We start from the raw sequence: 18,091 nt of genomic DNA, 5'->3' as shown, positions 1-18,091 counted from the left end.
TGGAACATCCCATGACTGCGTTCCAAGACCTCAACGCCCTGCAAGCCAGCATCGCCGAAGCCGTGCTCGGCCAGGATCAGGTGATCCGCCAGATTATCCTTGGCCTGTTGGCCAACGGGCACTTGTTGCTCGAAAGCCTGCCCGGCCTGGCCAAGACCCGCACGGTCAAAGCGCTGGCCAAACACCTGGACGCGAAGATGAGCCGCATCCAGTTCACCCCCGACCTGCTGCCCTCGGACATCACCGGCGCCGAGGTGCTGCACCAGATCGATGGCAAGAACGAGATCCAGTTCCAGCCCGGCCCGCTGTTCGGCAACCTGATCCTGGCCGACGAAATCAACCGCGCCCCGGCCAAGGTTCAGGCTGCACTGCTGGAAGCCATGGAAGAACGGCAAATCACCGTGGCCGGCAACAGTCATGTACTGCCGGAGCTTTTCATTGTGGTGGCGACCCAGAACCCGATTGAACAGGAAGGCACCTACCCGCTGCCGGAAGCACAGATGGACCGGTTCCTGATGAAGGTTCTGCTGGATTACCCGAGCGCGGAGAACGAAAGCCAGGTGCTGCGCCTGTTACGTGACGAAGAGTTTGCGCTGGGCGCGAAAACGGCTGCGGTGCAAGGCTTCGCGCTGTCCCAGGAGGTGATCTTCGCTGCGCGTCGAGAAGTCAGCGCCGTTCACGTGTCCCCGGCCATCGATCGCTACCTGATCGACCTGATCAATGCCACCCGCCACCCGGCCGATTACGATGCCGACCTCGGTCGCTGGATCGCCATCGGCGCCAGCCCTCGCGGCGGTATCGGCCTGGATCGTTGCGCCCGGGCCGATGCCTGGTTGCAGGGGCAGGATTTTGTCTCGCCGGATAACGTTCGCGCCGTGGTGCATCCGGTGCTGCGTCATCGTCTGCAACTGAGCTATGACGCGGTCGCTGACGGCGTCACTGCTGATCAGGTGCTTGATCGCCTGCTCGACAAGGTCGCGATTCCGGCCTGAGGTTGAAAATGAACAGTGCGGACGGTCTGGTCTATGTCTCTCTGGCGCAGTTAATGGCCCTGGAGTTCAAGGCGCGTGACCTGAGTTTCCTCGCGCGTCAGCCGCAAGGCAGCATTCTCGCCGGCAACCATGCCTCGCGCCTGCGGGGCCGTGGGTTGAACTTCGATGAGCTGCGCCGCTATCAGCCGGGGGACGACTTGCGTCATCTGGATTGGCGGGCGTCGCTGCGCACCGGCAAACCGGTGGTTCGTACCTTCACCGAAGAACGCGACCGCCCGGCGTTGATTCTGGTCGACCAGCGCATGTCGATGTTCTTCGGTTCCCAACGCAGTTTCAAATCCGCCATTGCCGCCGAACTTGCCGCGTTGGCCGCGTGGATGGTGTTCCACGCGGGAGATCGGGTCGGCGGCCTGGTGTTCAACGATTTACGCATCGAGGCCATTGCCCCGCTGCGCAGCCGTAAGCGTGTCGAAGCGCTGTGCAGTCGCATCGCTGAGCAGAATCAGCAACTGAACGCGGCCAATCCGGACGCCGAAGGCGAGGACCAACTCGACAAGGTGTTACAGCATTGCCTGGCGGTGGCCGGTCACGATCACCTGATTTGCATCGTCAGCGACTTTGCCGGTGCCGGTGAGCGCACCTTGCAGTTGATGCGCCAATTGGCGGCTCACAACGATGTGATTGCCATGCAGGTCTACGACCCATTGGCGCTGAACCTGCCGAAGAACGGCCGTTTACTGATCACTCAAGGCCAGTTACAGGTGGAACTGGCCGTCGAGCAACGCAGCGTTCATCAGCCACTGGGGGACTTTCTCAGTGGTCGGCTCAAGGACGTCGCCACGTTGCTGCGCCGCAGTCAGGTGCCGCTGATGATGTTCAGCACCGCCACCGAGGCGCAGGAACAATTGCGCGCCGAACTGGGCAAGCTTGGCAGAGGTCGGCGATGAACCCGAACATCCCGAGCATCGAGCAACTCAAGGAGATCGCCCTGCCTGCGCCGGTCAGTTATGCGCCGCAGACGTGGGGTTGGTGGGTGTTGCTCTGCCTGTTGGTGATTGCGGTTTTGCTGGTCAGCGCACGGAGGTATTGGCAGTGGCGGCGGGATCGGTATCGGCGCGAGGCGCTGGTGCGGCTGGCCGAACTGCAAAACAGCGACGATCAACTCAATGCCCTGCGCGAACTCCCGGAACTGCTGAAACGCGTGGCCCTTTCCATGCCCACCGATTGGAATACAACCCCTGTGGGAGCGGCGGTGCGGCGATCCGACTTGCTCGCGAAGGCGTCTGGTCAGGCGACATCAATGTTGAATGGAAGTCCGTCTTCGCGAGCAAGCCCGCTCCCACAGGATCCCGCCGCGCTTGGCGGTGAGGATTGGCAGGCATTTTTGGTGCGGCACAGTGCGCAGCCGCTACCGGCGGATTTTAGCCAACAACTGGCGCAATTGGCCTATGCACCTGATGCCGCATTGTTGGCGCTTAAGACCGAACAACGCGTTCAACTGTTCGCCACCTGCAAACACTGGGTGGAGCATCACCATGTGGCAGCTTGATTACCCTTGGCTGCTAATCCTTTTGCCGTTGCCGTGGTTCGGCTACCGCTACCTGCCCGATTACCGCGAAGCCCGCAGCGCCGTGCGCGTACCGTTTTTCGCTGCCATGAGCCGAGCCGTCGGCCAGGCACCCAGCCAGGCCGGCACCCGCAGCAATCGCTGGCAGTTGCTGCTGAACCTGCTGGTCTGGGCACTGTTGCTACTGGCGGCCGCTCGCCCGGTGTTCGTCGAAAAACCAATCGAGCGCCAGCAACCGGTGCGTGACCTGATGCTGGCCATCGACATTTCACAGTCCATGGAAACCACCGATTTCACCGACGCCAACCGCCAGAAGATCAACCGTCTGGCGGCGGTCAAGGGCGTGGTTCATGGCTTTATCGACAAGCGCAAAGATGATCGGCTGGGCCTGATCGTGTTCGGCAGTGGTGCTTACCCGCAGGCGCCGCTGACCCTCGATCACGCCAGTCTGTCGCTGTTACTGGACGACATCGGCATCGGGATGGCCGGTCCCAACACCGCCATCGGTGACGCCATCGGTCTAAGCCTGAAACTGCTCGACCAAGCCCACGAACAGGAAAAAGTCCTGATCCTGCTCACCGACGGCAACGACACCAGCAGCGCCATTACCCCGGATCACGCGGCGTCCATGGCGGCCGCCAAAGGCGTGGTCATCCACACCATCGGCATTGGTGACCCTGACGCCTCGGGCGAAGCCAAGGTCAACCTTCAGGGTTTGCAACAAATCGCCGAGGCCACGGGCGGCAAGTTCTTCCGTGCTGAAGATCGCAATGCGCTGGATCAGGTGTACGGCACCCTCGACAAGCTCACGCCGCATCAAGTGAAAACCCTCAGTCATCAGCCGAAAAAGGACCTGTTCTGGTGGCCGATGGGGGCCGCGATCGGTTTGCTCGCGCTCTATCATTTGGGCGCCCTGCTCCTTCCGCACCTGACATTCGCGCGTCAGCGGCAGGAGGCTTGAGATGGAGATTAATCTCAGTGACTTCCATTTTCTGCGTCCACTGTGGCTGTTGCTGGTGCCGTTCGGCGCCCTGTTGCCCTGGCTCTGGCGCCGCAGCCGCGACGTGCAACGGCGTTTGCGCAGCAACATTGCCGAGCACTTGTTGCCGCATTTGCTGATTACGCCGCAGGATCAACAGCGCTTTCGGCCCGTGCATCTGGCGTGCGCGTTGTTGATGCTGGGCGCCGTCGCCGCTGCCGGGCCGACATGGGAACAGGACCGTCCGGACTTTCTGGAAAACCGTGCGCCACTGATCATCGCCATCGACCTGTCGCCGTCCATGGACGCCACCGACGTACCGCCAAGTCGTCTGGAAGCGGCCAAACACAAGCTGCATGACCTGATCCAGCGTCGCGCTGGTGCTCGCAGCGGGTTGATCGCCTACGCGGGCAGCGCGCATCTGGTACTGCCGCCGACCGACGATCCGGCCCTGCTCGACACTTTCATTCAGGCCCTTAGCACCGACCTGATCAGCAAGCCGGGGAAAAATGTCGGCGCGGTGATCGAGCAAGCCAAACGCCTGCTGATCGCCGAGGAGTCGCCGGGAACCCTGCTGCTGATCACCGATGGCGCCGATACCTCACAACTCAGCAGTCTGGCCACGCAACTAAACGACAGCGCGCTGCAAGTGCTAATTCTGGCCGTCGGCAGCGAGGACGGCGGGATCATCCACGACGCCAACGGCCAGCCACGTACCGACAGCAATGGTCGTCCGGCACTCGGCAGTTTTGATCAGGCCGCACTCAAACAGCTTGGATCAACGTTGGATGCGCCGTTGGGCAGCCTGACGCTCAATGACGACGACCTGGACTGGATCGAGCTGCACGCCCAGCAGCATTTCCAGACTGCCAGCGATGAACAGCGCGAACTGCACTGGAAGGACGCCGGTTACTGGCTGTGCTGGCCGTTGCTGCTGATCGCCTTCTTCAGCGTGCGCAAGGGCTGGAGCCTGAACTGGATGGGCGGGTGGTTACTGGCGCTGTGCATTGGCTTGCAACCGGCACCGGCCGAAGCCAACGCATTGACCGATGCCTTTTTCACCCCGGACCAGCAAGGCCGCTGGGCCTTCGAGCACGAGCATTTCCCGCAGGCTGCGGCGCATTTCGTCGATCCTTACTGGAAAGGCATTGCCGCCTACAACGCCGCCGATTACGACCTGGCACTGGCCAGTTTCGCGCGACTGGACACACCGCAAGCGTATTTCTACCTGGGCAATATTTACGTGCGTCGCTTCAAATTTGATCAGGCCATCGCCGCGTATACCCAGGCGTTGAAGGTGCAACCGCAATTCCCTGAAGCCACCGCCAACCTGGCCTTGGCCATCGCCTTGCAGAAAGACACCGACAGCGCCGAACAGAACGCGCCGGAGGTCAAGCCCGACGACATCAAAATGGACAAGACGCCGGGAAAGGGCCAGAGCAAAGCGGTTCAGACCGAGCAAGCGGCGTCGGATGCGCTGTGGTTGCAGAACCTCAGTACGTCGCCGGCGAAATTCCTGAAGCAGAAATTCAGTTTGCAGGATCAGGCGGGAGGCAAACCATGATCCGTCTGATAGACCGAATCGCACCCATCGCGAGCAAGCCCGCTCCCACAGGGGATTTGCGTTGCATACAGATCAAATGTGGGAGCGGGCTTGCTCGCGAAAGCGCCAGGTCATTCACCACTAAATTTGGCACTTTGTTGATCCTCTCCCTGATCAGCATCAACGCCTTGGCCGCTGAACCGGAGCTGCGAATCCAGACCCGCCTGCAACCCGCCGACTCGGTCATGGTCGGCGGCATTCTGGAACTGCATCTCGATGTCCTCACCGACAGCTGGTTCACCGAAGCGCCCACCCTGCCCGACCTGAAGCTTCCCGGCGCACTGGTGATGCCGCCCGACGGCCATGCCGAACACCTGAACCAGACGCTCGACGGCAAGTCGTTCAACGGCATGCGCTACAGCTACCGGATCACCCCGAATCTGGCCCAGGGTTTTGACATCCCGGCATTGACGGTGCGTGCCACGCCCGGTCAGGCCAGCGCGCCGTTGACCGCCCAAAGCCAGCCACTGCACTTCATTGCCACACAACCGCCGGGGTTCAAACCCGGCGAACCGGTGCTCGTGGCCCAAGGACTGCGCTTCACGCAAACGGTCGTCAACTCGGCAACACCCCTGAAGGTCGGCGACAGCCTCACCCGGCAACTCACGCTGCAAGCTGACGACGCCCTGGCCATGTCGCTGCCCGCGCCGTCACTGGAGGATGTCGCCGGCCTCAGCCGTTATCCGAAAGCCCCGCAAATCAGTAACCTCGACGACGGTCGCGGCCATTTCAACGGTGGCCAGCGCATCGACACCGTGACCTATCGGATCGACACCGAAGGCCGCCACAATCTGCCGGCGATCCAGCTGAAATGGTGGGACGCCAGCACCCGACAGACCCGCACGGCCCAAGTCCCGGCCGTAACCTTCGATGCCGTGGCCAACAGCGCTTATCGGCCGGTGTTTTCGATCACCGAAGACCTGAAAAAACTGGGTCAGCAAGGTCGCGTGCATCTCTCCGGGCATGGGCTGGTGCTTTTAGCGCTGCTGGTGGCCGTGACGTTGCTCGGCTGGTTTGCCCGTCCGTTCGTCCATCGTACGTACCTTCAATGGCAGGCCCGACGCCGCGTCCGACGCGCCGCCTGGCTGGAATCCGCCGACTACGCCTGGCGGCAAATTCCGGCGCAAATCGACGCCAGACCCGCACAGTTGAGCGCCCTGTACCTGTGGGCCAGACGCAGCCGCATGGGCCTGAAGCTGACGAATCTTGGTCCGCGCCTGCAAGACCTGTTGCGCGCCTGTTACAGCCGTCAACCCACCGAAGAACAGGCGCTGCGCCAACTAAAGCAATCCTTGGCTACGCTGCATAGTCAGGCCAAACGCAACACAGGGTCAGCCGCACCTGCACTGCGTCCACTCAATCTCGCTTACGAGAAGGATTTCCCATGACGAACCCGATATCGCTGCGCTACCGCTACGGGTTGACGCTGCTATTAACCCTTGCGCTGAGCCTGCCGACGCTGGCCCAGCCCCGCGAACCCCTGCCCTCTTGGAACGACGGCCCGGCGAAAAAGAACATCATCGAGTTCGTCCAGGCCGTGACCGATCAAAGCAGCAAGGACTTCGTCAAACCCGCCGATCGTATCGCCGTGTTCGACAACGACGGCACGCTTTGGAGCGAGCAGCCGATGTACTTCGAATTGCTGTTTGCCCTGGAAGAGGTCAAGCGCACTGCACCGCAGCACCCGGAATGGAAAACCACCCAGCCCTTCAAGGCAGTGCTGGAAAATGATCACAAAGCCCTGGGCGAGTCAGGCATGGACGGCATCCTGAAAATCTTCGGTGCCACCCACACCGGCATGACCACCGAAGCCTTCGATGACTACGCCAAAACCTGGCTGACCCAGGCGCGCCATCCGAAAACCGGCAAGCCCTACACCGAGATGATCTTCCAGCCGATGCTGGAAATGCTCGACTACCTGCGCAGCCAGGACTTCAAGACTTACATCGTCTCCGGCGGCGACACCGCGTTCATGCGCGCCTTTGCCGAGAAGGTCTACGGCATCCCGCCGGAACAAGTCATCGGCACCACGTTTGTCACCGCCTACCAGCTCAAGGACGGCCAACCGTCGATCCTGCGCACCGCCAAACTGGCCCACAACGATGACGGCCCGGGCAAACCGGAAAGCATCGACGCGGTCATCGGCCGGCGCCCGATCCTCGCGTTCGGCAACTCCGACGGCGACCTGCAAATGTTGCAGTGGACCGCCGCCGGGCCGGGCAAACGTTTCATGGGGCTGGTGCATCACACCGACGCCAAACGCGAATGGGCCTACGACCGTCAATCGCGGATCGGTCGTCTGGACAAGGCCCTGGACGAAGCAAAATCACGTGGCTGGACTATCGTGGATATGGCCGCCGAATGGCGCCGGATCTATCCCTTCGAGGCCGCCGCCCCCGAGCACGTGCAGTAAAAAAAGCGTTACGCAGGACTGCAAAAAACGTTTGTCGCGCTTGAGCGACGCAAGTGAGCAAAGGAGCAAGTCAGATGACTCGCATACACAAATGGCTACCGAAATTCGCCCTGGTGGCAGCCTCGGTGATGGCGATTTCGGCAACAGCCGGAGCCGCTGAAAAACCCAACATCCTGGTGATCTTCGGCGATGACATCGGCCAGACCAACATCAGCGCCTATTCCATGGGCGTGGTCGGGTACAAGACACCGAACATCGACCGGATCGCCAAAGAAGGCATGATGTTCACCGACTATTACGCGGAGAACAGTTGCACCGCTGGACGTTCGTCGTTCATTACCGGGCAGACACCGTTGCGCACCGGTCTTTCGAAAGTCGGTATACCAGGTGCCCCGGTGGGCCTGCAAAAACGCGACATCACCATCGCCCAGGCACTCAAGTCGCAGGGCTACGCCACCGGCCAGTTCGGCAAGAACCACTTGGGCGACCGGGATGAGTACCTGCCAACCAATCACGGCTTCGACGAGTTTTTCGGCAACCTATACCACCTCAATGCCGAGGAAGAGCCCGAGCGTCCGTACTGGCCCAAGGACGACCCTGAATTCGTCAAGGCCAACTCTCCGCGTGGCGTGATTCACAGCTTTGCCGACGGCAAGATCGAAGACACCGGCGCCTTGAACACCAAGCGCATGGAAACCATCGACGACGAAACCACTGCGGCTGCGCAAGCGTTCATCGAGAAACAGGCCAAGGCGGACAAACCGTTCTTCGTCTGGATGAACACCACCCGCATGCACCTGTTCACCCACGTGCGTGAGTCGATGAAGGGCCAGAGCGGCATGCCCGGCAACGAGTATGCGGACGGCATGCTGGAGCACGACGGTGACGTCGGCAAACTGCTGAAAACCCTCGACGACCTGAAAATCGCCGACAACACCATTGTCGTCTACACCACCGACAACGGCCCGAACCAGTTCTCCTGGCCGGACGCGGCAACCACGCCGTTCCGCAACGAGAAGAACTCCAACTGGGAAGGCGCGTTCCGGGTACCGGCGATCGTGCGCTGGCCAGGCAAGATCAAGGCCGGTGAGGTGTCCAACGAGATGTTCTCGGGCCTGGACTGGTTCCCGACCCTGCTGGCTGCTGCCGGCGACACCGGTGTGAAGGACAAACTCCTTAAAGGCTGGGCACCCACCTCGGGCGGCACCAACTTCAAAGTGCATCTGGATGGTTACAACCAACTGCCGTACCTGACCGGCCAACAGCCTAAAGGCGAGCGCAAGGAGTTCTACTACTTCAACGATGACGGCATGCTGGTTTCCATGCGTTTCGATAACTGGAAAACAGTGTTCTGCGAACAACGCGCGCCAGGCGGCTTCAAAGTGTGGAGCGAACCGTTCGTGTGTCTGCGTGTACCGAAGGTCTTCAACCTGCGCATGGACCCGTATGAACGTGCCGACATAGTGTCCGATCAGTACTACGACTGGACCACCAAGAACGTCTACCTGTTCGAGATCGCCACCATGAAAGCGGCGAAGTTCCTCCAGACCTTCGTCGACTATCCACCCAGCCAGAGACCGGCCAGCTTCAGCATCGATCAGATCCGTGCTGCGGTAGATGCCAAAATCGCTGAAAAAATGAAAGCTGCACAGTAAGACCGCTTGACCGCCGCTCGCCTTCACCGGCGAGCGGCCCTATTTTCAGCGAGGCACCCTTATCGTTCCCACGCTCTGCGTGGGAACGATCACGTGGTGCCTCAAATGCACAAGGCAATCCGCAATGTCCTCACGTGTCGCCAGCAAGTCGTCGGCCCTACCTGCCACTCAGACCAAAGCCCCGGCGTTGCTGATTCCCGCCCTGCTGCTGTTCGTCTCCGGTGCCGCAGCGCTGGTGTATCAGGTGCTGTGGATCAAGCAATTGTCGCTGGTGGTCGGCGTCGAGGTGTACGCCATCACCACCGGGATCAGCGCCTTTTTTGCCGGATTGGCGTTAGGCGGTTTGTGGTTTGGCCGATGGGCCGATCGCTTGCAACAGCCGGTGCTGCTTTATGCAGGGCTGGAAGTGCTGGTGGCCGTACTCGGTGTCGGTGCGACCTTCGCCATGAGCCTCGCGGCCAGCCCGTTTGCCTGGCTGGAACAGCAAGTCGGCCTGCTGGCCTGGGTGTTGCCGTTTACACTGGTGGGCATTCCGGCGTTGCTGATGGGCGGTACCCTGCCGGTGCTGGTTCGTTCGTTGGCAGCAAACCCGCAACAACTGGGCAAGGCCGGCGGCCAACTCTATGCGGCGAACACCGCCGGGGCCATCGCCGGCACCCTGCTCGCCGCGTTTGTATTGATTGCGACCCTCGGTGTACGCGGCAGTGCCTTGGCCGCGGCCATGCTGAACCTGCTGGCCGCCGTCGGTGCCTTGTGGCTCCAACGCCACCACTCGCTGCCGAATGAGGCGCCGGTCAAGCACCACGCCGACAAAGCACCCGATCGCGTTGCCTTGTGGCTTTACTCAATTGCCGGTGGCGTGGCCCTCGGTTACGAAGTGGTCTGGTCGCAATCCATCGTGCAGTTCATGAGCACCCGTACTTATGCATTTGCGGTGGTGCTGGCGACGTACCTCTCCGGGCTGTTTCTCGGCAGCATCCTGTTGGCCCGTCGGGTTGATCGCATTCGCGATCCCTGGGGTGTGTTCGGTTTGCTGATCGCCGGTGCAGGGCTCGTCGCGTTGCTGGAAATCGCCCTGCTCGGACGCTGGCTGGTGGTCGCCCAAAGCCTGGCCGAAACCTGGGTGTTGTCGTTGGGTGCGAGTGACCTGTTGGGCATGATCGCGCGGTTTGCGGTGGCGGCAGTGAGCATCGTGTTTGTACCGACCCTGCTGCTCGGCGCCGCATTTCCGCTGGCCCTGCGTTTGAGCGTCGGCCGCGAGCGGGTCGGTCAGGCTGTCGGCGCGGTGGTGGCGTTCAATACGCTGGGCGGGATTGTCGGGGTGATGCTCTGCGGGTTTGTACTGATCCCGTTGCTGGGGCTGGTCCGAACCCTGGGCCTGCTGGCGATTGTCGCCGCCGGGATCGGGTACTTCGCGGTGCGCAAGGGTCATAGGGTCAAGAAAGGCCGACGCCAGGCTGTGGTCGCTATTGGCCTGTTGTCGATTGCGGTGGCCGTTTTTACGCCGGTGAACAAACTCGCCAGCCTGCTCCCCGGTGCACGCAACGGCACTCTGGCTTTTTACCAAGAAGGACGCGGTGGGACCGTCGCCGTGGTCACTCAGGGCAAAGGACAAAAAGCGTTCCAGCGCTTGTACATCCAGGGCGTGTCCAACACCGGCGACGCCATGCCGTCCCTGCGCTACATGCGTATTCAGGCGCTGCTGCCGCTGCTGATCCACAACGGTGAACCGCGCTCGGCGCTGGTGATCGGTTTTGGCACCGGCATCACCGCGGGCGCCCTGACGCGCTATCCGGGGCTGGAGCACCGTGTCGTGGCCGAGTTGCTGCCATCGGTGGTCAAAGCCGCGCCATTGTTCAAAGGCAACTTCAATGCGGCCGCTGACCCCAGCGTTGACGTACGCCTGCACGATGGCCGGCAGGAACTGCTGCGCAACCCACAGCGCTACGACTTGATCACCCTCGAACCACCACCGCCCTCCGCGGCGGGCGTGGTGAATCTGTATTCCCGGGACTTCTATCAGTTGGCCGCCAGCCGCCTGGAGAAACAAGGCCTGGTCGCGCAATGGCTGCCGCTGCCCACCCAGAACATCGACGATTCGCGCTCACTGGTGCGCAGCTTTCTCGACGTGTTCCCCTACGCCACCCTGTGGACCAGCGAGTTCCACGAAATGCTGCTGGTGGGCTCGCTGGAACCGATCGAACTGGACGCGACGAAAATCAGCCAACGCTTCCAACAGGACACCGTGCGCAGCACCTTACAGGACGTGGGCATTGGCTCCGCTGCAGCGTTGCTCTCGACCTGGGTCACCGATCGTGCAGGCCTGGAGCGTTTCGCCGCCGACGCCCAACCCGTGACCGACGATCAGCCGCGTATCGAATATGCGCCGTGGGTGCGGGCCAAGGAGATCAGCCGCGTACTGCCGGCCCTGTTGGACCTGCGTATAGCGCCACCGCTGGTGAATGCCGATGCGGGTTTCAACGAGCGGATGAATGCGCACCAGCAACGCCTGATGCAGTTCTATCGGGCGAGTCTGCATGCTTATGACGGTGACCGCGACGCATGGGCCAGGGATATTCGCGAGGTGATGCGCGGGGATGGGGGGAATCCGTATTTCCGGTGGTTTGTCGGGGAGTAATGCAACGCCTGACAGACCACCTTCGTCGGAGCGCCGCCCGGAGACAAGCCCGCTCCCACAATTGACCTCCGTCGTGTACGTGCTCTGTGTTCACTGGAGATCCAATGTGGGAGCGGGCTTGCTCGCGAAGAGGCCCTCAGCCTCAATGCATCATTTGACAGACGCCGGCCATCCGGCAAAGCTGCGTCGAGCTTGAACGCGCGCCTGACGGCAAACGCACCCGGACTATGGAAGTCGCAATGCCGAAACATAAAAATAAAGCGGTACAGCCAAACCCTGATTCGCCACCGACCTTGATTAACCGTTACCTGTTTCCCGTCACCCTCGGCGTCTTGCTGTTGGCCATAGCGGGCATCGGCTGGTTTCTGTTCAGCAGCAAACCGGCCCCCGCGACTTATGTGCCTGTCAGCACGCCGGTCGCTCAGCCGGTCAAACCGCAACCGGTCGCCGTGGCGCCGGCAACGATGGTCGATGAGCAACAATGCCAAGGCTGCCACAGCGAGCAGGTCAAGGACTGGCAAGGCTCCCATCACCAATTGGCAATGCAGGAAGCCAATGCCGAAACGATGCTGGGCGACTTCAATAACGTCACCTTCAAAGCGGAAAACGAAACCACCCGTTTCTCGCGCAAGGGCGACGGGTTCTGGGTCAACACCCCTGGCATAGACGGAAAGAATGCCGACTTCAAGGTCGCCTACACCTTCGGCATCGCGCCGTTGCAGCAGTACCTGATCGAGGTCGGCGAAGGTCGGTTGCAAGCCCTCGGCGTGGCCTGGGATACCGAGAAGCACCGCTGGTTTCACCTCTATCCGGGCCAGGGTGTGAACTTCAAAGACCCGTTGCACTGGAGCAAGCCGAGCCAGAACGCCAACTTCATGTGCGTCGAGTGCCACACTACCGGTTACAAGCGCAATTTCGAGGCCGCGAAAAACACCTTCGACAGCCATTGGAACAGCCTCGGTGTCGGCTGTCAGGCTTGCCACGGCCCGGCTTCCAATCACCTGGAATGGACAGCAAAAAAAGCTGACCTGATCCATGCCGGTTTTGCCGTCGACCTGAAGGACAAGAACGCCACTGTCGAAATCGAAACCTGTGCCCGCTGCCACTCGCGCCGCGCGCCACTGGGCGACGGCTTCACCACTGGCAGGCGCCTGATGGATGACTACCTGCCAAGCCCCCTGACCCGCGAGTTGTACGCGCTGGACGGCAAGATCAAGGACGAAGTGTTCGAACACGGCTCCTTCGCCCAGAGCAAAATGTTCGACAAGGGCGTGCGCTGCAGCAACTGCCACAACCCGCACAGCACCGAGCTCAAGGCACCGGGCAACGGTGTCTGCCTGCAATGTCACAACAGCGCCGGCAAGACCTCGGCGGACGGCGTTGATGGCAAAGGGCTGCAAGCGAAGAATTACGATTCCATCGAACACACCCGCCACACCATGGGCCAACCGGGTTCACAGTGCGTGGATTGCCACATGCCCGGCAAGTTCTACATGGGCAATGACTTCAGGCATGACCACAGTTTCAGTATTCCCAACCCTGAGCGAGCGAAAAAACTCGGCACGCCCGACGCTTGCCTGACCTGTCACCAGGGCAAGGCTGGCGATAAGGTCACCGAGCAATTCAAGCTCTGGAACACCGCCACCGCGCAGGCACCGCGTTACGACGAAAGCCTGTGGCTGATTCGCAACGGTCAGCCCGGCGCGGCACAAGCCTTGTACGAGCAGCTCCAACGCAGCAATTTGCCAGCGATTCAGCGCGCGACCCTGCTCGCCGAGTTGCCGCTGTATCCAAGCGAACAGGCGTTGAAACTGGCCACCAAGGACTTGAACCACCCGGCCCCGCAAGTGCGTGAAAGCGCCGTCCGGGCGATCAGTGCGTTCTTGCCGCCACCGGAGCGCGCGTCGCTGCTGACGCCGTTGCTGCATGATCCGGTGAAGGCTGTGCGGATTGTCGCGGCTCGGGATCTGCTGAGCGTGGCCCGTAATGGATTGGGCAGCGCCCAAGACAACTGGATTGCAGCCATCGCTGAATACGAGGAAGTCCAGAAAAGCCTGGCCGAACGCGCTGAAGCCAACCTCAACCTCGCCATGCTCTATCAGGCCAGCGGTCGTAGCGGTGAAGTCGAAGCGCTGCTGCGCACCGCCCTCAAGCGCGATCCGGATTTCTATCCGGCGCTGGTGACGCTGGTGCAATGGCTGGAGGCGAACGGACGCAGTCAGGAAGCCCAGACGCTGCTGGAGCAGAGCCTGAAAGAACATCCGGATGCCGCCCTGCTGCAACACACTCAAGGCCTGTCGCTGGTGCGCGCGGGCAAATCAGCTCAGGCCATGCCGGCCCTGCGCAAAGCGGCGCAACTGGAGCCCCAGAACGCCCAGTACGGTTACGTGTTGGCGGTGGCGTTGCACGACAGCGGCAAGGTCGATGAGGCCTGCCAAGAGCTGGAGCGATTGTTGAAAGTGCAACCGGCCAATCGCAATGCCCGGTTGTCGTTGATCCAGTACTACCTGGATAACGGACAGGAACCGAAGGCACAGGTGTTGCTGCAGGGCTGGAAGAAAATGAACATGGGGGATCCGGCGTTGAAGTGATCTTGAACGCGTCCGGTCTGTAACTTGTAGCAGCTGCCGAGCAGCGCGAGGCTGCGTTCGACGACGAAGTCGTCGTGAAATCAGGCGATACGGTTTACAGGAAAACCGCGTTTGCAGGGTTGACGACGACTTCGTCGCCGAACGCAGCCTCGCGCTGCTCGGCAGCTGCTACATAGACGGTGGTATCACCAGGACGAACCACTCTTCGCCGCCAACTCCCGCCGACTGTTCGCCCGCATCGCCTTGATCAACGACACCGTCCCCACCAGCAAAATCGCCGCGCCAAACAGGAAGTCGATGTTGTACAGCTGAAAGTCCTGCAACGGCCCCACCAGAAACACCCGGATCGCCCCGATACTCACCAGCGTGGCGAGAAAATCGATGCCCGGTTCGTCGCGATAAAACACGTGCATCAGCGGCAGGCAAATCACCAGCAGCAACAGCAATACAATCACCTTGAACGAGCCCTTGCGCTCGACGCTGAACGCACATTCGTTGGCGGCGTAAGGCTTATAATCCTCGTCGCGCACCAACGAGTTTTTCTCATTGATGTACTCGACCCGGTTGTACTTCTGAATGGGCGTAAAGGTGTTCGACATCTCCATCAGCGTGGTGATGTGGCGAAAGCGCAAGTCGATGCGCTCATTGCCCTTGAGGTAATACAGCACCGGTTTGTAGCCGTAGCGGTAGGTGTCGAAGGGAAACTCGGTGGCGCGCCCCTGCACGCCAATCGGTCGCGGCTCGAGCTCCGCGTAGGCGCTTTTGTTGTCAGAGGCGAGGTTACGGCTCAGGGGTTTAATCCTGACCTGTTCGAGGAAAATCGGCGTGGCGCCGTAGGACCATTGCAGTGGTTCCAGGCGCAGGCGCAGCTCGTTTCGGCCCAGGTCATAGCGATTAAAGGTGCGTTCGGAAACTATCACCGCGCCGCTGAGCATGAACTCGCCACGCAGGTTGTTGGTGATGCGCAGGGTCAACTGATCCTTGCCCAGCGACAGCGCATCGGCGGCCGGTGGCGTGCCGCACCAGGCGTAACTGTCGAGCGCACCACCCAACTGACCGCCGCGGTTTTCCTGGAACACATAAAAGTAACCGCCCCACAGGGTCAACATCAGCAGAAACGCGGTTAGCCCTAAAATCTTCTTGCCCACACTCAAACCAGACTCCTTTCGGTACGACTTCCTTATGAGGCGCGGACTCTACCAAAATGCCATCATCGACCCAAGCGAAACCCTCAACGTCGCCTGAACAACGGTCGCGGCTCAATCACCGAGCGCCCATACAACACACTCATCCCGGCTAGCCCCTTGAGCGCATCTTCAGCCGATTTATCTTCACGCACCGCGAAGCTGTCGAACCCGCATTGACGCATGTGGCTGAGTTGATCGCGTAGTACATCGCCGACGGCGCGCAACTCGCCCGTCCAGCCCAATCGAGTGCGCAGCAAGTACGCCTGGCTGTAACCGCGACCATCACGGAAACTCGGAAAGTCCAAGGCGATCAGCGGCAACGAGTTGAACCACGGCTTGAGGCATTCGACTTCGTCATCCGGCCCCAGCCAAACCGCCTGCTGTGCCGGATCCTGAAGCCAACGGGTCAACGGTAAAATCAGCGACCCGTCGGGTAACTCGCCGTCGAGTTCCCTGACCAGTGCCCAGGGATCATCAACGACAATCCGCGCCACACCCTCCTCCAGCCGCAGCACATTGTTCATGCCGACACCTCCAGCAGCTTCGGGTAGACCTGCTCTTTGAACGGTTCCAGACCGATGCGCTGCAAGGTGTCGACGAACACTTCCTCGCTCTCGCGGTAATTGACGAACGTGGCGATGATCTGCTCGATCACCTCGGGCACTTCGGCGGCGCTGAAGGACGGGCCGATGACTTTGCCCAATGCGCTGTTCTTGCCCTGGGCGCCGCCGAGGGTGATCTGGTACCACTCGCTGCCGTTCTTATCGACCCCCAGAATGCCGATGTTGCCGATGTGGTGGTGGCCGCAGGCGTTCATGCAGCCGGAAATGTTCAGGCTGATGTCGCCCAGATCATGTAGATAGTCGAGGTCTTCGAAGCGTGCCTGAATGGCCTGCGCGATGGGGATCGACTTGGCATTGGCCAGCGCGCAGAAGTCGTCGCCGGGACAGGCGATGATGTCGGTCAGCAAACCGATATTGGCGCAGCCCAGGCCCTGCTCGCAGGCGCGGTTCCAGAGCGTGTAGAGATCAGCCTTGGGCACGTCGGGCAACACAATGTTCTGTTCATGGGCGATGCGAATTTCGCCAAAACCGAACTGCTCGGACCAGTCGGCAACGGTCTCCATTTGCTCGGCGGTGACATCACCCGGCGGCGAAGCAACGCCCGGTTTGGTCGATAGCACCACGCTGGCGTAGCCCGGCACTTTGTGCGGCTGGACGTTGCGCGACACCCAACGGGCGAAGGCCGGGTTTTCGGACAGGTATGTGCCGAAATCGAGGTCGGTGTCCGCCAGAGTACGGTAGTCCGGCGGCACAAACGCACTGGCCACGCGCTCATACTCGACGCCGGTCAACTGCGCCGGGCCGTCCTTGAGGTACTGCCACTCCTCCTCCACTTCCCGGGCAAAGGCTTCGATGCCCAGCGCCTTGACCAGAATCTTGATCCGCGCCTTGTACTTGTTGTCGCGCCGACCGTGGCGGTTATAGACGCGCAGCACCGCCTCGACGTAGGACAGCAGGTGCTGCCACGGCAACCCCTCTCGGATCTGCAAACCAAGGATCGGCGTGCGCCCCAACCCTCCGCCGACGATAACCCGCAGCAGCATTTGCCCGTCGGTGCCGGGGTAAAGATAGAGGCCGATGTCATGCATCATGATCGCCGCCCGGTCCTGTTCCGCCGAGCAGATCGCGATCTTGAACTTGCGCGGCAGGAACAGGAATTCCGGGTTGATGGTCGACCACTGCCGCAGGATTTCTGCCAGCGGCCGCGGGTCGATCATTTCATCCGCCGCCACGCCGGCAAAGGCTTCGGTGGTGATGTTGCGCACGCAGTTGCCGGAGGTCTGGATCGCGTGCATTTCCACGTGTGCCAGGCGCTCGAGAATGTCTGGCACCTGAGCCAGTTCGATCCAGTTGAACTGCATGTTCTGCCGGGTGGTGAAGTGGCCGTAGCCGCGATCGTAATCCCGGGCGATGCTTGCCAGCGTGCGCATTTGCGGCGCGCTTAACGTGCCGTATGGAATCGCCACGCGCAGCATGTAGGCGTGTTTTTGCATGTACAGGCCGTTTTGCAAACGCAGCGGCAGAAATTCTTCTTCGCTCAACTCATCCGCCATGAAGCGTTCGACCTGATCGCGAAACTGCGCGACGCGCTCAAAGACCAGGGCCCGGTCATAGTCATCGTACTGATACATGTGGCTACCTCATCAGGATTGATCGCACGCTCTGCCCCGTAGCAGCTGTCGAGCACCGCGAGGCTGCGTTCGGCTCGGGTCGCGTTCGGACGCAGCAGTCGTAAACCCTGTGTACCCGGTTTACCTGACCCACCGAGTCGCTTGATTTCACGACTGCTACGCAGCCGAACGCTGCCTCGCGGTGCTCGACAGCTGCTACGGGTTTGGCGGTGCTTGTGGTAGCGACTATGGACCTGCGGCGCAGCACGTTACAGATTCACCTGAACGCTAAA

At 61.1% G+C, this 18,091-nt stretch carries 13 protein-coding genes; 10 read left to right on the top strand and 3 right to left on the bottom strand.

Features of this window, described 5'->3' with window-relative positions:
- Nucleotides 1–11: 11 nt before the first annotated feature.
- The 10 genes from CKW16_RS10215 to CKW16_RS10170 all read left to right on the top strand — a co-directional run bounded on the left by CKW16_RS10215 (nt 12) and on the right by CKW16_RS10170 (nt 14,438).
- Nucleotides 12–992, top strand: coding sequence for a MoxR family ATPase (locus CKW16_RS10215; RefSeq protein ID WP_095128303.1), 981 nt, complete (start codon nt 12–14; stop codon nt 990–992).
- Between the two features lie 8 nt (nt 993–1,000).
- Nucleotides 1,001–1,939, top strand: coding sequence for a DUF58 domain-containing protein (locus CKW16_RS10210; RefSeq protein ID WP_095128302.1), 939 nt, complete (start codon nt 1,001–1,003; stop codon nt 1,937–1,939).
- Nucleotides 1,936–2,541: a DUF4381 domain-containing protein gene (locus CKW16_RS10205; protein WP_095128301.1), complete on the top strand. Its 606-nt coding sequence runs from the start codon at nt 1,936–1,938 to the stop codon at nt 2,539–2,541. The genes CKW16_RS10210 and CKW16_RS10205 overlap by 4 nt, the downstream gene beginning before the upstream one ends.
- Nucleotides 2,528–3,520 (top strand): VWA domain-containing protein, encoded by a 993-nt coding sequence (locus CKW16_RS10200; RefSeq protein WP_095128300.1) that lies wholly within the window; start codon nt 2,528–2,530, stop codon nt 3,518–3,520. The genes CKW16_RS10205 and CKW16_RS10200 overlap by 14 nt, the downstream gene beginning before the upstream one ends.
- 1 nt (nt 3,521) lies before the next feature.
- On the top strand, nt 3,522–5,102 hold the full coding sequence (locus CKW16_RS10195; protein WP_095128299.1) for a VWA domain-containing protein: 1,581 nt from the start codon (nt 3,522–3,524) through the stop codon (nt 5,100–5,102).
- On the top strand, nt 5,099–6,529 hold the full coding sequence (locus tag CKW16_RS10190; protein WP_095128298.1) for a BatD family protein: 1,431 nt from the start codon (nt 5,099–5,101) through the stop codon (nt 6,527–6,529). Before CKW16_RS10195 ends, CKW16_RS10190 begins: the two co-directional genes overlap by 4 nt.
- On the top strand, nt 6,526–7,554 hold the full coding sequence (locus tag CKW16_RS10185) for an HAD family phosphatase (RefSeq protein WP_095128297.1): 1,029 nt from the start codon (nt 6,526–6,528) through the stop codon (nt 7,552–7,554). Before CKW16_RS10190 ends, CKW16_RS10185 begins: the two co-directional genes overlap by 4 nt.
- A gap of 74 nt (nt 7,555–7,628) precedes the next feature.
- Nucleotides 7,629–9,209 carry an arylsulfatase gene (locus CKW16_RS10180; RefSeq protein WP_095128296.1) on the top strand — a complete coding sequence of 527 codons (1,581 nt, stop codon included), beginning with the start codon at nt 7,629–7,631 and terminating at the stop codon, nt 9,207–9,209.
- A gap of 124 nt (nt 9,210–9,333) precedes the next feature.
- The gene (locus CKW16_RS10175; protein ID WP_095128295.1) at nt 9,334–11,847 is read left to right on the top strand and encodes a fused MFS/spermidine synthase; all 2,514 of its coding nucleotides are present in this window, start codon (nt 9,334–9,336) and stop codon (nt 11,845–11,847) included.
- Between the two features lie 239 nt (nt 11,848–12,086).
- Nucleotides 12,087–14,438 (top strand): tetratricopeptide repeat protein, encoded by a 2,352-nt coding sequence (locus CKW16_RS10170; protein ID WP_095128294.1) that lies wholly within the window; start codon nt 12,087–12,089, stop codon nt 14,436–14,438.
- 185 nt (nt 14,439–14,623) lie between these two features.
- Here CKW16_RS10170 and CKW16_RS10165 read toward each other — a convergent pair whose 3' ends face one another.
- From CKW16_RS10165 to CKW16_RS10155, 3 genes are all read right to left on the bottom strand, one after another.
- Nucleotides 14,624–15,592 carry a hypothetical protein gene (locus CKW16_RS10165; RefSeq protein ID WP_095128293.1) on the bottom strand — a complete coding sequence of 323 codons (969 nt, stop codon included), beginning with the start codon at nt 15,590–15,592 and terminating at the stop codon, nt 14,624–14,626.
- Nucleotides 15,593–15,669: 77 nt separating this feature from the next.
- Nucleotides 15,670–16,149, bottom strand: coding sequence for a DUF934 domain-containing protein (locus CKW16_RS10160; RefSeq protein WP_095128292.1), 480 nt, complete (start codon nt 16,147–16,149; stop codon nt 15,670–15,672).
- Nucleotides 16,146–17,819: a nitrite/sulfite reductase gene (locus tag CKW16_RS10155; protein ID WP_095128291.1), complete on the bottom strand. Its 1,674-nt coding sequence runs from the start codon at nt 17,817–17,819 to the stop codon at nt 16,146–16,148. The genes CKW16_RS10160 and CKW16_RS10155 overlap by 4 nt, the downstream gene beginning before the upstream one ends.
- Between the last annotated feature and the right edge of the window lie 272 nt (nt 17,820–18,091).

This window comes from Pseudomonas sp. Irchel s3h14 (assembly GCF_900187425.1).
GTDB lineage: Bacteria > Pseudomonadota > Gammaproteobacteria > Pseudomonadales > Pseudomonadaceae > Aquipseudomonas.
The sequence above is the reverse complement of the archived record's forward strand: the minus strand, read 5'-3'. Positions and strand labels throughout refer to the sequence as shown.